The sequence below is a fragment of the Parafrankia sp. FMc2 genome, assembly GCF_041008525.1.
Lineage (GTDB): Bacteria > Actinomycetota > Actinomycetes > Frankiales > Frankiaceae > Parafrankia.
This window is the reverse complement of sequence record NZ_JBFLUG010000049.1, coordinates 23,708-37,591: the sequence shown is the minus strand read 5'-3', so window position 1 is coordinate 37,591 and position 13,884 is coordinate 23,708. Positions and strand designations below refer to the sequence as shown.

Here is a 13,884-nt window from a genome sequence, read left to right as displayed (position 1 = left end):
GACGAGCCTGGGCGGACGCGGGCCGGCTACACGCCGCCGGGCGCGAAGCTGCGTCGGTCAGCGAGGTCCAGCTCCCGCAGCTGTTCCTCCGCGGTCTGCTCGACCCGGCGCATCGTCGCCCGCAGGATGGGCGGCGTCATGATCGACGTGACGATCGCCACCAGCACGATCACGGTGTACATGGCCGTCGAGAGCACACCGAGACGCAGCCCGGTGCCGGCCACGACGATCTCGATCACACCGCGGGCGTTGAGGCCGGCACCGAGGGACAGTGCCTCCCAGTGCCCCAGCCGGCTGATCCGCGCGCCGATGTAGGCGCCGGCGAACTTGCCGAAGATCGCCAGGGCCAGAACGACGATTCCGGCGATCGCCACCTCGGCCTCGGCCAGGGCCGTCAGGTCGATACGCAGCCCGGCCGAGGCGAAGAAGATCGGCGCCAGGACACCGACGACCACCAGCCGCAGCGGTTCGAGCCGGCGGAGGTCGATCGTCGGCGTCGAACCGAGCAGGATGCCGGCGACGAAGGCACCCAGGATCGCCTCCAGCTTGAGCGCATGTGTTCCCGCCGCCGCGGCGAAGATGAACAGGACGGCGACCGCGACACCGTCCGGGGAGCCACCGGCCGGTGCTGCCCCGCCGCCAGTCTCGACCAGCCCGGCCGCCCCGGCGGTCGGTACTGGTCCGGCGGGCGGTACTGGTCCGGCGGGCGATGCCCCTCCGTCGGTCGGGGCGGGTCCGGCCTCACTGGTGCGGGGAGACCCGGCGCCGTCCTGCGGGTCCACCGGGTTCGCCGCGGCCCGTGCGCCCGCATCGTCCGTCTCGCCGGTCGGCTGCCGGGCCAGACCTCCCAGCGCGACCGCGAGCCGGGCCAGCGGCCGGCCCAGGACCAGCGCGAAGGCGATGACGGCGAGCACGCTCAGCACCGGCCAGGCGATGTCCCCGCCCCGCACGCCGGTGGTGGCCATGGCGGACACCACCGACAGCAGTGACCAGCCCACCGCGTCGTCGACGGTCGCGGAGGCGAGGATGAGCTGGCCGACGTTGCGGTGCAGCAACCGCATGTCCAGGAGGATCTTCGCTGCGACGGGGATCGCGCTGACACCCATGGCCACGCCGAGGAACAGCGCGAAGGTCGAACGGTCGGCACCGTCGGCGACAAGCGAGTCCGGCACGAGCAGACCTGCCCCGACGCCGAGCCCCACCGGCAGGAGGAGGCCCGCGATGCTGATCCGGGCGGCGGTGGCACCCCGGCGCCGCACCATCCGCATGTCCATCTCCAGGCCGGTGAGACCCACCAGAAGGATCACACCGATCTGGCCCACCGCGTCGAGCAGATGCATCTGGTCCGGCTCGGTGGGCAACAGCCAGCCCGCGAGGTCGGGAGCCGCCGTGCCCAGCAGCGACGGGCCCACCAGCACACCCGCCAGCAGCTCACCGACGACCGAGGGCAGCCCGATCCTGGCCGCCAGCCGCCCGAGGCTGACCGCGAGGAGGAGCAACACCGTCAGCTGGAGGAGGAAAACAAGGAGAGAATGATGCGACAACGGTGCCACCGGGGCTGCCACTATCGTCGCCGCTTCTGTCGTGTACAAGGTCGGTCGCTCCCACCACCGCGAAGTACCTTCGACCCGGTCCCCCCGAGCCGGGCCCTGGAATGCCGACGCGCAGGTGCCGTCCGGGCACACTGTGATCGGCGAAGGTGACGCGGACCCGGCCCGGAGCGTGTCCCTGATACCGGGATGTCCGGGCCCCCGAGACTCCGGCCGACCGTCGGTCCGGGTTTGTGGGCACGCCCAACCGCGAGGTTCCGCGGCGCGTGAAGGCCACCGACACGAGAATAGCCAGCGGACGAAGATCCCGCGGTGGTCCGCGGAAAGAAGCGGCGCGCGTCCGCCGGCGGTCAGACGTGGTGGCGTGACCAGCGAGAAACCGCGCTACGCGCGTCCGGACTGAATGATCCGCCGCGGCCGTGTCTGTTGGTCAGCGGCCCTTCCCGCAGGGTGTAGGCAGCGGTCAGCCGACCGGCCGGGCCTCGGCCGCGCGGACGTTTCCGACCCCCGTGCCGCCATGGCGGGCAAGCAGCTGTGACCGCCGGCGGGGGTCGATGTTGGCCCTGGTGACATCGCCGCCGTAGTGCGCGACGACCCGCGGGTCCATCACCCGGAACCAGAACCGGGGAACGAGCGCCGCCAGGATCATCGATCCGTAGCCGGCCGGCAGCTGCGGCGCGGAATCGAACGAGCGCAGCGACTGATACCGCACTGTCGGAAACGCATGATGGTCACTGTGTCGAGGCAGATGGTAGAGCGCCAGGTTGCTGATGACGTCGTCGCTGTTCCAGCTGTGCCGGGGCTCGACCTTTTCGTACCTGCCGGATTCCAACCGGGCTCGGGCAAGCCCGTAGTGCTCGATGTAGTTGACGGCTTCGAGCAGGGAGAAGCCAACGACGGCCTGCAGGGCGAGGAAGAGCAGGGCCGGTGCGCCGAAAGCCACCGCGAGTGCGGCGAAGAGCACCACGCTGTAGGCCCACGCACTCAGCACCTCGTTGTGCCGAGACCATGGTGATCGCCCGCGCAGGCGCAGCCGGCGCGCCTCCAGCTCCCAGGCGGAGCGCAGGCTGCCGCCGACGGTGCGCGGCCAGAACCGCCAGAAGCTCTCTCCCAGCCTGGCGCTCGCCGGGTCGGCGGCGGTGGCGACGCGCACGTGATGGCCCCGGTTGTGCTCCACGTAGAAATGGCCGTAGGCGGAGGCCGCGAGCATGGCCTTGGCCAGGACACGTTCCAGCCGGTCCCGCTTGTGGCCCAGTTCGTGGGCGGTGTTGATGCCGATCCCGGTGACGGTGCCGAGAGCGAGGACCACGGCCACCCGCTCGATCGGGGAGAGGCCACCCTCCACCCAGGCCCAGCACCCGAGGGCCAGGGCGATGCCTGTCAGCGGCAGGTAGAGGTAGGTGCACCAGCGGTAGTAGCGGTCGGTCTCCAGCGCCGCGCGCGTCCAGTCCGGCGCACTGACCGGGTCCTTCGGGGACGTCGCGTCGAGCAGCGGCAGCAGCCCGAAGACGAAGAGCGGAGTCAGCCACCACGGCAGCCCGGAACCGGTGCGGTGCCAGAGCCCGAAGGAGACGATCGGCAGGAGCGGGGGGATCAGCGCGGTCAGCCACATGTACCGCTTGCCGTCGCGCCACCTCGCTCCGGTCTGGTCGACCAGCACTGGTGCAGCCATGCCCGTTGCCCTTCCGCCCGCCCGCCGCGGGCCGCATGCCGGGCGGGCCACGCCCCGCCCGGGCACCGGCGCGCCGGGCCTGTTCCGATCTGTCACCGCAGTGTCACATCCACCACCGACAGGAACAATCGCCCATCACGCGGTGAAATCGCCACCCACCCGTGACGGCTGCGCGGTGCACACTGGTTCCTGTGACCGCGCAGACCGAGCCGCCACGCGGCGCCGCCCCCACCGCGACACGAGCGCACGGGTCGATGACGGACGCGCCGCCGTGGATCGGCGGCGTCACGATCGGCACGCTCTTCCTCACCGCCGCCGTCCTGATCACCTACACGCTCCTGCCCCTGCCGGGTCAGCGGTCGCTCGGCGACGTGAACTACCTCGTCGCCGGGCTGCTCTTCGTCGTGCACATCACCTTCAACCGGCTCTACCGCACCCGGGTCGCGCGCCGAGCCGCCACCAGGAGTCAGCAAAGCCGACCGGAACGCCCCGACGCCCCTGCCGAGTGACGCAGGCGACGTCGCGGGGCGGTTGCGCGGCGCTGCCAGGCTGAAACGATGCGCCGGTGTCCGCCCTGGTCGTGGTGCTTGTCGGTCTTGTCGCGGGCATCGCCGCCCAGCGCGCGCACCAGTTCGCCGAGGACGCACCGCGGGCGCTCGGCATCTGGCTGCTCGACATCGCGCTACCGGCGCTGACACTGCACGTCCTGCACGACGTCGACATTCCGTCCGAGATCGTGCTCGTCGTCGCGGCCCCGTACCTGCTGTGCGCCGTCACGGTGCTGATCTACCTGGTGGCGGCACGACTGATGCGGCTGCCCCGGCAGGTCGTGGCCGCGCTGATCGCCACCACCGCGGTGGCGAACACCTCGTTCGTGGGCATCCCCATGGTCACCGCGTTCCTCGGCGAGTCCTGGGTGCCGGTCGCGCTGCTGACCGACCAGCTCGGCTCATACCTGATCCTCAACACCGTGGTCCTGGTCGTGGTGACCGCTGCTTCCGGAACTGTCACGGCGCCGCTGGCCGTGGTCCGCAAGGTGCTCGTGCGGCCCTCGCTGATCGCGCTCGTGCTGGCACTGGCGCTGCGGCCGGTGGAGTACCCGGTCTGGCTCGATGAGGCGCTCGCCTCCATCGGCGGCACGCTGACCCCGCTGGCGCTGTTCTCCGTCGGGCTGCAGCTTCGGCTGCCCGCGCTGCGCGAGTGGTGGCGGGAGCTGGCCCTGGGGCTTACGGTCAAGCTCGCCGTCGCCCCGGCGCTCGTGCTCGCGCTGTACGTGGCCGGCGGCCTGTTCGGCGCCCCGGAGGTCAAGGTGGCGCTGTTCGAGACGGCGATGCCACCGATGGTGGCCGGCGCGATCCTCGCTGACCGGCATGGCCTGGCCCGCCCGCTGCCCAGCCTGCTGGTCGGCGTCGGGGTGCCCCTGTCCCTCGGCACACTCGCGCTGTGGTCGCTCCCCCTGCATCCCTGAGCCTCATCATCCCTGAGCCTCATCCGCCGGTCGTGGCCGGTCGGCCGGATGGCGTCAGCCGGATCGCAGAACCGGCAGCCAACTACAAGGGCGTCCTATAGTTGGATAGGACCAATATCGCTGGGTCGCAAACGCAGGGCCGACCGGAGACACTCGCCCCGGGCCGATGCGGCCGGCCAGCCGGCGACCAGGTGGCCGAACGACCGGCCGAACGCACCTGGTGCCGTGCCGGGCCAGCCGCAGGCGGCGGTCGGTGGTGGTGGTCGGCGCAGTGACGGAGCAGCGCGAGAACGGAGGCGGCCACGTGGCCGAGACACAGCAGGTACAGGCCTCGCCGGAAGCGCAGGCGACAACCGAGATCCGTCGGGTCGGCGTGATCGGGTGCGGCCTCATGGGCTCCGGCATCGCCGAGGCCTGCGCACGGGCGGGGCTCGACGTGCTGGTCCGGGAAGTGGACGCGGGAGCCGCCGAGGCCGGCCGCAAGCGGATCACGACCTCGCTCGACCGGGGTGCCCGCAGCGGCAAGCTCACCGAGGCCGACCGCGACGCGGCGCTGGGCCGGCTGAGCTTCACCACCGACCTCGGCGATTTCACCGACCGCCAGTTCACCGTCGAGGCCGTCGCGGAGAACGAGCAGGTCAAGACCGAGATCTTTGCCGCGCTCGACAAGGTCGTCGTCGACCCGGCCGCGATCCTCGCGTCCAACACCTCCTCCATTCCGATCATGAAGCTCGGGATGGCGACCGGCCGCCCGGAGCAGGTGCTGGGTGTGCACTTCTTCAACCCGGTGCCGGTCATGAAGCTGGTCGAGCTCGTCCCGTCCCTCCTCACCTCGGAGGCCGCCCTCAACCGGGCGCAGGAGTTCGTCACCTCCGCGCTGGGCAAGCAGGTGATCCGCTCCCAGGACCGCGCCGGCTTCGTGGTGAACGCCCTTCTCGTTCCCTACCTGCTGTCGGCGATCCGGATGCAGGAGTCCGGCTTCGCCTCCCCCGAGGACATCGACCTGGGCATGGTGCTCGGCTGCGCCCACCCGATGGGCCCGCTGCGCCTCATCGACCTGATCGGGCTCGACACCGTCAAGGCCGTCGCCGAGTCTCTCTACGACGAGTTCAAGGAGCCCCTGTACTCGCCGCCGCCGCTGCTCCTGCGCATGGTCGACGCGGGCCTGCTCGGGAAGAAGAGCGGCCGCGGCTTCCACCGCTACGCCTGACCGGTCACGCTTCCGGACCGGTCACGACCGACACAGGACGAGGACGACACCGCCGTGGATCCGAACTTCGACGCCTACCGGCTCAACGACACGCACGACGCTGTCCGTGAGGCGGTCCGCGATCTCGCCGAGAAGGAGATCGCCCCGTTCGCCGCGGACGTCGACGAGCGCGAGAGGTACCCGAGCGAGGCTCGGGATGCGCTGAACCGCTCCGGCTTCAACGCGGTCCACGTCCCGGAGATCTACGGTGGCCAGGGGGCCGACTCGGTGACGACCTGCATCGTCATCGAGGAGGTCGCCCGGGTCTGCGCCTCCTCCTCCCTCATCCCGGCGGTCAACAAGCTGGGGACGATGCCGATCCTGCTGTCCGGGTCGGAGGACCTGAAGAAGCTTGTCCTCCCCTCCCTCGCCAGCGGCGAGGCGACCGCCTCCTACGCCCTCTCCGAGCGGGAGGCCGGCTCCGACACCGCCGCCATGCGCACCCGGGCCCACCTCGACGGGGACCACTGGGTCCTCAACGGCACCAAGACCTGGATCACCAACGCCGGCGAGTCCACCTGGTACACCGTGATGGCCGTCACCGACCCGGACGCGGCGAAGCCCGCCAACGGCATCTCGGCCTTCGTCGTGCGCGCGGACGACCCCGGCTTCGAGGTCGGCTCCAAGGAGCGCAAGCTCGGGATCAAGGGCTCCCCCACCCGCGAGATCCACCTCGTGAACTGCACGATCCCGGCGAACCGGATCATCGGCGAGCCCGGCAGCGGTCTGCGCACCGCGCTTGCCACCCTCGACCACACCCGCCCGACCATCGGCGCCCAGGCCGTCGGAATCGCCCAGGGCGCGCTCGACGCCTCCCTCGACTACGTGCGCGAGCGCCGCCAGTTCGGCCGCGCGATCGCGGACAACCAGGCCGTCCAGTTCATGCTCGCCGACATGGCGATGAAGATCGAGGCCGCCCGGCACATGGTCTACGTCGCCGCGGCCCGCGCCGAGCGCAGCGAGCCGAACCTGGGCTTCATCACCGCCGCCGCGAAGTGCTTCGCCTCGGACGTCGCGATGGAGGTCACCACCGACGCCGTCCAGCTCTTCGGCGGCGCCGGCTACACCCGCGACTTCCCGGTCGAGCGGATGATGCGCGACGCGAAGATCACCCAGATCTACGAGGGCACCAACCAGATCCAGCGGATCGTCATGTCCCGCGCCCTGCTCAGGGGCTAGCGCTCTCGCGCCTCCCCTGGAGGCGGAGACGGTATCCGGCGCGGGCGGCGAGCAGGTGGCCCGACCGCCCGTGTCGGCGCGCCGTACACGGCATCCCTCGGACACAGCCGCGGCCAGGCCCGGTTCTGCTCGGAGCGGCGCCTCGGAGTTCGGGATGGCCCCCGCCGCACGAGGCCGGCCGACCCCGGCAGGACAGGTTCCGGTCCCAGCTGCGTCCGGTGCCCCGAGAGGGCACTCCTGGAACGGGCGTGGCACAGTCAGGCGCCGCCAGGGTCAGGGCGGCGCCTGTTTGCGCTCACGCCACGAAAGCCGGTGTTCCCCACCGGCTGTTCTGCTGCTAGATCAGCGGCGCCGACGTCTGTCCAGGCAGGTACGGGTACTGCTGCTGGCCGCTCCACGGGTTGGACTCGTACTTGTGGTGCTTCTTCTTGGAGTTGAACCAGAGAACCCGCTCGACGGTGATCCTGATCTTCTTCTTCACCAGGTTCCCGTGCTTGTCGTAGCCCAGCTTGTACGCGGCCGGCTCGTAGGCGGTGGGACCGTAGGCAGCGGGGCCGTAGGCAGCGAGCTCGCTGGCGGCGGGCTCGACCGCAGCCGGACCAAAGTCAGCGCCGAAGTCCTCCACGTCGACCGGGTAGCCGAAGGAGTCGTCGTCAGACTCCGACCAGCCGCGCTTCTCGTCCTTGCCGTCCTTCCAGTCCCAGCCGTCCTTCTCGTCGTAGTCCTTCTCGTGCTTGGGCCACTCCTTCTTCGGGTGCTCCTTCTTGTCCTTGTCCGCGAACCAGAGGACGCGCTCGTAGCTGATGGCGTCCTTGCGCTTCGAGATCTCGCTGTGCTTCTTCTTGTCATAGCCCCGCGGGCCGTAGATGGCGCTCGGGTCCAGGTCCGCGGAGGGCTCACCGGTACCGGGAGCGAGGCCGGAGTCGAGCGCCGAGTCCACGAAGCCGTCGTCGAACCCGAAGTCGTCCAGGCCGGCCGGGTCAACGAACGCACCCGGCTCCTCCAGATCTGCCGGCCCCTCACCGAGGGCCGGGTCGTCATAACCGCCCTGACCGGCGGCCGCCTCGTCGTACCACGGCCGCTCCTTCTTCTTCGAGTACTCCTTGCCGTAGTGGTCCTTCTCGTGCTTGGGCCGCTCCTTCTTGTCCTTGTTGTCGAACCACCGGACGCGCTCGTAGCTTATCGATGTGCTGTCCTTCTTCACTTCCGGTTTGTGCACTCCCACCACGGGGCCCTGTGGCGCAGCCTGCGCAACGCCCGCGCCCGCCCCCAGCACCACCGCGACAGAAACCATCCCCGAGGTGGCCAGAACGGCGGTACGCCGTCCCATCTTGTTCGTCATCTTCAACCTTTCAAGGCGATCATTTCTCTCAGCTGCTCGGGGACAACATAGCCGTTGAGAGCCGTCTCGATCGCAGGACGAAACAGGCGTGTCTCAGGGCTTCAGCCAGCACCCTTTCAGCGGTATTCCAACGGACACGGGAACGCCCCGACCCGATACGCCCCACCCACACGCGACGCCTTTTTTTCTGCAGGAAACCAGCTTTGGGGTCAAGACGCACGACCCGGGCCTGACATCTCGGCGGAAAATCCAGCCACCCGCAGGGAAAGCCACCCACGAAAATTGGGCAGAAGCGGCACCACAGAGTCGCCTGACCCCGGACCCGGGTACGCACATATCGCTCACGGCGACCGGACGGAACAGCTCCACCGGAAATCCACTATCGGGCGCCCACGAAGCGCGCACACCTTTTCATCCGGGCCGGGCGCGCTAATAGCCGCCGGGGCCCGAGCAGGAGTACCGGAGAATGTGTCTACAGGCGAACGAGCGGGTCTGACCTGTCACCGGTGGACGGTCCTGTCGTCACCGGTAGCCCGAGCCATCCCCGGGGCCGGTGACCGGCGCGGTCAGGCCGGCGGGCCGGCGGCGTTCTGCAGCGGCAGCAGGGTGAGCCAGGGATCCACGGCGCTGGGCCTGAAGCCGAAATGCCGGTAGAAGGCCTGGCCCGCGGGGGCAACGGCGTGCGCGCCGAGCAGTGGCGTGCCCACCATGCGCCGCACCGTGAGCGCCCGCATCGTGGCGTCGCGGACGAGCCGGGCGCCGACGCCCCGACCCTGGTGACGGACATCCACTGCGAGCCGGCCGAGCAGCATGAGCGGTACGGGGTCGGCGGGCCGGCGTGAGCGCCACCGGGAGGGTGTCGAGACTCGTTCGATGGCCCCGGTGGCCAGGCAGTAGAAGCCGGCGATGGTGGACCCGTCGAGGATCACGAAGGTGTTGGTGATCCGTTCCTGCTGGTGGTCCTTCGCGTGGTGGCGCAGCCAGCTGTCCACAGCAGGATCACCGCAGCCGAACGCGACCGTGTCGTGATTCTCCGTCAGGGCCGACGGTTTCGTGAGCGACACGGATCGGTTCCCCCTTCAGCCATGGCCGATCAGATGGTGGTGGAGCTGGCCGCCCACGGCACCGGCGGCGCGCGGCGCGCGGCGCGCGGCGCGCGATCAGGCGCCAGGCGTGCTGCGGGTGCCGCTGACGGTGCTAGGCGTCCTGCGGGCCGGGAGGTTGCTCCTTGCCGGGCTCCTCGTCGAGGAGCCGGCGCAGCCGCGGGTTGTCTGCCGGGGGCGTCTGCAGCATGGCCTCCAGCTCCGCCCAGGCGGAGTCGGAGACGCGGAACAGGCGGCGGTCGGCCAGCACGTCGCGGGCGTAGCGTCGCATGCTCTCGGCCGCGAACATGCTCAGGCTCAGGCCCTCGGCCTCCGCGGCGGAACGGATGATCTCCGCGTCCTCCTCGGGCAGGCTGACCGTGATGTTCTCGTCTGCGGCGGAGCTCATGCTGGCAGTCTGCCGTTTCCGTCCACGAGATGCGACGTCGGGTCTCCTCCGCACCGGCCCGGCCGGAAGGTGGGCGCGAGATCCGATCGGGCCGCCGCGGATGTTCGAACCTGCGCGCGGGCGGGCATCTCCTGGATCACCCTCATCCCCCTCTCCTCTCCTTCCACTCTTCCCCTTCCTCCGGAGGAACGGTGAGCATCACGATGGCCTACCAGCCAGGGACACGGCGCCGGCCGGGCCTGTTCGCGCCCGCCGGGCGCCGCACGGAAGGCGGGCACGGCCCCGCGGCACGTCAACCCTCGACACGTCGACCCGCGGCACGTCGATGAGCGACGATCTCGGCACGACGCTCGTGGTGATCCTTGGCGTGATCGCGGTCGTCGGAGTGGTGCTGGTCGTCGGCACCGTCTACCTGCTGCGGCGCTACCGGATGCCGATCCAGGGCGTCGCCGCGGCGATCACCAGCCTGGTCTACGTGGTCTCGCCGGTTGACGCCGTCCCCGAATTCCCGCTGGGGCCGGTCGGGCTGGTCGACGACGTGGCCGTGATCCTCGGAGCGCTGTTCTACCTGCGCAGGCTGGTCGACTCCCGCCGGGCCGTGCCCAGAGGTGGCGAGCCGCGGATGCTGGACGCCCGCCCACGCGGCCGCGGCATCGGCCGGCGCTGACGCCACTCCTGGCGGGCCGGGCCAGCCCCGCGTGGGCGGCGCGGGCGGCGCCGCCGCCCGGTCGGGCCGGAGTGGGCCCGGGGAGGCCTGATCGGGCCTCCCCGGGCCACACCCGGCACGCGACTCAGATCAGCGAGCGCAGGACGTAGAGCAGGATCCCGCCGTGGCGGTAGTACTCCGCCTCGCCGGGGGTGTCGATACGCACCACGGCCTCGAACGAGATGTCCCCCGCGGCCACGGTGATGGTGGGGGTCTTCTCGTCGATGTCGGCCAGGCCGGTGATGGTGAAGGTCTCCTCACCGGTGAGCCCGAGCGACTCCGCGGACTGCCCGACCGGGAACTGCAGCGGCAGGACGCCCATCCCGATCAGGTTGGAGCGGTGGATCCGCTCGTAGGACTCGGCGATGACCGCCCGCACGCCCAGCAGGGCGGTCCCCTTCGCCGCCCAGTCCCGGGACGAGCCGGAGCCGTACTCCTTGCCGGCGAGGACCACCAGCGGCACACCGTCGGCCGCGTACTTCTGGGCGGCGTCGTAGATCGCCAGCTGCTCGCCGTCGGGCAGGTGGCGGGTGACGCCGCCCTCGACGCCGGGCACCAGCTTGTTGCGCAGCCGGATGTTGGCGAACGTCCCCCGGATCATCACCTCGTGGTTGCCGCGGCGCGACCCGTAGGAGTTGAAGTCGGCCGGGGCCACCCCGTGCTCGGTGAGGTACCGCCCGGCCGGGGAGTCCTTCTTGATGGAGCTGGCCGGGGAGATGTGGTCGGTGGTGACCGAGTCCCCCAGGTAGGCCAGCACCCGGGCACCGTTGATGTCGGTGCGCGGCGCCGGCTTGGCGGTCATCCCCTCGAAGTACGGGGGGTGGCGGACGTAGGTGGAGTCCTCGACCCAGTCGAAGGTCTGGGAGACCTCGCCGCCGTCACCGATCGGCAGGGCCTGCCAGCGGGCGTCGCCGGAGAGGTCGCCGTAGCCGTCCTCGAACATCTTGGAGGCGATCGAGCTGCTCACGACCTCGGCGACCTCGGCCTCACTCGGCCAGATGTCGCGCAGGTACACCGGCTCGCCGGCGGTGTCGGTGCCCAGCGGGTCGGTGTCGAGGTTGATGTCCATCGTGCCGGCCAGCGCGTAGGCGACGACCAGCGGCGGGGACGCCAGGTAGTTCATCTTGATGTCCGGGCTGATCCGGCCCTCGAAGTTCCGGTTGCCCGACAGCACGCTGGTCACGGCCAGGTCGGCGCCGTTGATCGCGGCGGAGATCTCTCCGTCGAGGGGGCCCGAGTTACCGATGCAGGTGGTGCAGCCGTAGCCCACCAGGTTGAATCCGACCTTCTCCAGGTAGGGGACGAGGCCGGCCCGCTCGTAGTAGTCCATGACCACCTTGGAACCGGGAGCCAAGGTGGTCTTCACCCACGGCTTGCGGGTCAGGCCCTTCTCCACGGCGTTCCGCGCGAGCAGCGCAGCGCCCAGCATGACCTGCGGGTTCGACGTGTTGGTGCAGGAGGTGATCGCCGCGATCGCGACCGCCCCGTGGTCGATCTCGAAGGTGGTGCCGTCGGCCAGGGTCACGCGCGTCGGGTTGGACGGACGTCCGCTGACGTCACCGGCGACCCCGTTGGCCGAGACCGGCGCGTCCGACGGCTTGTCGGCGAACGCCGCGGCCGGGTCGGAGGCCGGGAAGGACTCGGCGTCAGCCGCGTCCGCGCCGCCGTCCACCAGCGTGGTCGGCTTCGCGTAGTCGGCGAGCGCCTTGCGGAACGAGGGCTTCGCGACGGACAGCGGCACCCGGTCCTGCGGGCGCTTCGGCCCGGCCAGGGACGGGACGACCGTCGAGAGGTCGAGCTCGAGGGTGGTCGTGTACTTCGCCTCGTGGCTCGGGTCGTGCCACAGGCCCTGCTCCTTGGCGTACGCCTCGACCAGCGCGACGAGCTCGTCGGGCCGGCCGGTGAGACGCAGGTAGGACAGGGTCTCGGCGTCGATCGGGAAGATCGCGCAGGTGGAGCCGTACTCGGGGCTCATGTTGCCGATGGTGGTGCGGTTCGCCAGCGGGACGTTCGCCACGCCCTCGCCGTAGAACTCGACGAACCGGCCGACGACGCCGTGCTTGCGCAGCTGCTCGGTGATGGTGAGCACCATGTCGGTGGCGGTGGTGCCGGGGGGCATCTCGCCGGTGAGCTTGAAGCCGACGACGGTCGGGATCAGCATGCTGACCGGCTGGCCGAGCATCGCGGCCTCGGCCTCGATGCCACCGACGCCCCAGCCGAGCACACCGAGACCGTTGATCATCGTGGTGTGGCTGTCCGTCCCGACGAGGGTGTCGGGGTAGGCCAGGGTGCCCTCGGCGGTCTCCTTCGTGAAGACGACGCGGGCGAGGTGCTCGACGTTGACCTGGTGCACGATGCCGGTGTTCGGCGGCACCACGGTGAAGTTGTCGAACGCCGCCTGGCCCCAGCGCAGGAACTGGTAGCGCTCGCGGTTGCGCTGGAACTCCAGGGTCGCGTTGAGCTCGAACGCGTCCGGCCGGCCGAAGTGGTCGGCGATGATCGAGTGGTCGATCACCATCTCGGCCGGAGCCAGCGGGTTGATCTTCGACGAGTCGCCGCCCAGTGCGACGACGGCCTCGCGCATCGCGGCGAGGTCGACGACACAGGGCACGCCGGTGAAGTCCTGCATGATCACCCGGGCCGGGGTGAACTGGATCTCCTGGCTCGGCTCCGCGGCCGGGTCCCAGGCGGCGAGCGCGCGCACGTGGTCGGCCGTGATGTTGGCGCCGTCCTCGGTGCGCAGCAGGTTCTCGAGCAGAACACGGAGGCTGTACGGCAGGCGGTCCGCCCCGGGCACCGCGTCCAACCGCCTGATCGTGTAGGTACGATCACCTACCGCGAGTCTGCCGGTGCTGCCGAAGCTGTCCATGGCCTTCGTCTCCTCCTCGTCACCTCACCCACCTCTCGTCGGCGGGGAGGTTCGACACCAGCAGCGATCACAGATGCCCGACCCTGAGTTCGTCACGGTCGACCACCTCTCGCCCCATCCTGGCACTCCCAGGGGTGACAGCGACGGACAGAGCGGCTGGTAGCTCTCAAGCAAGGGCCGCTGCGGGTGTGACCATCGCCTCCCGGACACCGGCAAACGGTCCCTGCCATCCGCGCCACCATTTAGTTAGCAACGCTAAAAATATCAGGTGGTCCGTCCGGACGTGCACCTCGTGCCCACCGGCCGGGCCGCACGGGACGTTCGGCATCCTGCCGGCACGCGCCGAACGCACCCCGGC

General features: G+C 70.4%; 11 protein-coding genes. 5 read left to right on the top strand and 6 right to left on the bottom strand.

Annotation, left to right across the window (positions count from 1 at the left end; translation table 11 throughout):
* Positions 1 to 26: 26 nt before the first annotated feature.
* Positions 27 to 1,553 carry a cation:proton antiporter gene (locus AB1460_RS18300; protein WP_368962763.1) on the bottom strand — a complete coding sequence of 509 codons (1,527 nt, stop codon included), beginning with the start codon at positions 1,551 to 1,553 and terminating at the stop codon, positions 27 to 29.
* Positions 1,554 to 2,013: 460 nt separating this feature from the next.
* Positions 2,014 to 3,222 (bottom strand): alkane 1-monooxygenase, encoded by a 1,209-nt coding sequence (locus AB1460_RS18295; RefSeq protein ID WP_368962762.1) that lies wholly within the window; start codon positions 3,220 to 3,222, stop codon positions 2,014 to 2,016.
* Positions 3,223 to 3,413: 191 nt separating this feature from the next.
* Between AB1460_RS18295 and AB1460_RS18290 the strand changes: the two genes are divergently transcribed.
* The 4 genes from AB1460_RS18290 to AB1460_RS18275 all read left to right on the top strand — a co-directional run bounded on the left by AB1460_RS18290 (position 3,414) and on the right by AB1460_RS18275 (position 7,118).
* A complete protein-coding gene (locus AB1460_RS18290; protein WP_368962760.1) occupies positions 3,414 to 3,731 on the top strand; it encodes a hypothetical protein in 318 nt (105 codons plus the stop codon).
* A 56-nt stretch (positions 3,732 to 3,787) separates the two neighbouring features.
* Positions 3,788 to 4,690, top strand: a complete 903-nt coding sequence (locus AB1460_RS18285; protein WP_368962759.1) for an AEC family transporter — start codon at positions 3,788 to 3,790, stop codon at positions 4,688 to 4,690.
* Between the two features lie 304 nt (positions 4,691 to 4,994).
* Positions 4,995 to 5,900: a 3-hydroxybutyryl-CoA dehydrogenase gene (locus tag AB1460_RS18280; protein WP_368962758.1), complete on the top strand. Its 906-nt coding sequence runs from the start codon at positions 4,995 to 4,997 to the stop codon at positions 5,898 to 5,900.
* A gap of 54 nt (positions 5,901 to 5,954) precedes the next feature.
* Positions 5,955 to 7,118 (top strand): acyl-CoA dehydrogenase family protein, encoded by a 1,164-nt coding sequence (locus AB1460_RS18275; protein WP_368962756.1) that lies wholly within the window; start codon positions 5,955 to 5,957, stop codon positions 7,116 to 7,118.
* A 337-nt stretch (positions 7,119 to 7,455) separates the two neighbouring features.
* Here AB1460_RS18275 and AB1460_RS18270 read toward each other — a convergent pair whose 3' ends face one another.
* The 3 genes from AB1460_RS18270 to AB1460_RS18260 form a co-directional block, all read right to left on the bottom strand.
* Positions 7,456 to 8,460, bottom strand: coding sequence for a hypothetical protein (locus AB1460_RS18270; protein ID WP_368962755.1), 1,005 nt, complete (start codon positions 8,458 to 8,460; stop codon positions 7,456 to 7,458).
* A gap of 566 nt (positions 8,461 to 9,026) precedes the next feature.
* A complete protein-coding gene (locus AB1460_RS18265) occupies positions 9,027 to 9,524 on the bottom strand; it encodes a GNAT family N-acetyltransferase (RefSeq protein WP_071081777.1) in 498 nt (165 codons plus the stop codon).
* A 133-nt stretch (positions 9,525 to 9,657) separates the two neighbouring features.
* A complete protein-coding gene (locus AB1460_RS18260) occupies positions 9,658 to 9,951 on the bottom strand; it encodes a DUF1778 domain-containing protein (protein ID WP_368962752.1) in 294 nt (97 codons plus the stop codon).
* A gap of 325 nt (positions 9,952 to 10,276) precedes the next feature.
* Between AB1460_RS18260 and AB1460_RS18255 the strand changes: the two genes are divergently transcribed.
* Positions 10,277 to 10,618 carry a YkvA family protein gene (locus AB1460_RS18255; RefSeq protein WP_071081779.1) on the top strand — a complete coding sequence of 114 codons (342 nt, stop codon included), beginning with the start codon at positions 10,277 to 10,279 and terminating at the stop codon, positions 10,616 to 10,618.
* A 124-nt stretch (positions 10,619 to 10,742) separates the two neighbouring features.
* On the opposite strand, the gene AB1460_RS18250 is transcribed toward AB1460_RS18255, so the two are convergent.
* On the bottom strand, positions 10,743 to 13,526 hold the full coding sequence (locus AB1460_RS18250) for an aconitate hydratase (RefSeq protein ID WP_368962751.1): 2,784 nt from the start codon (positions 13,524 to 13,526) through the stop codon (positions 10,743 to 10,745).
* Positions 13,527 to 13,884: the final 358 nt, after the last annotated feature.